This window comes from Streptomyces sp. DH24 (assembly GCF_029813775.1).
GTDB lineage: Bacteria > Actinomycetota > Actinomycetes > Streptomycetales > Streptomycetaceae > Streptomyces.
The window spans coordinates 1-239 of the sequence record NZ_JARVKW010000159.1 but is presented as its reverse complement, the minus strand read 5'-3'; the positions used below and the strand labels follow the sequence as shown (position 1 = coordinate 239).

Below are 239 nucleotides of genomic sequence, written 5' to 3'. Positions count from 1 at the left end.
ACTGAATCGCCCTGTTCGGACTCGCTTTCGCTACGGCTACCCCACCCGGGTTAACCTCGCAACACACCGCAAACTCGCAGGCTCATTCTTCAAAAGGCACGCAGTCACGAGAACAAGGCAAGCCTTGCTCCGACGCTCCCACGGCTTGTAGGCACACGGTTTCAGGTACTATTTCACTCCGCTCCCGCGGTACTTTTCACCATTCCCTCACGGTACTATCCGCTATCGGTCACCAGGGA

At 56.9% G+C, this 239-nt stretch carries 1 rRNA gene; it reads right to left on the bottom strand.

Going from position 1 to position 239, the window contains the following annotated elements:
* A 23S ribosomal RNA gene (locus QC282_RS32295) occupies positions 1-239 on the bottom strand; the annotation flags it as partial.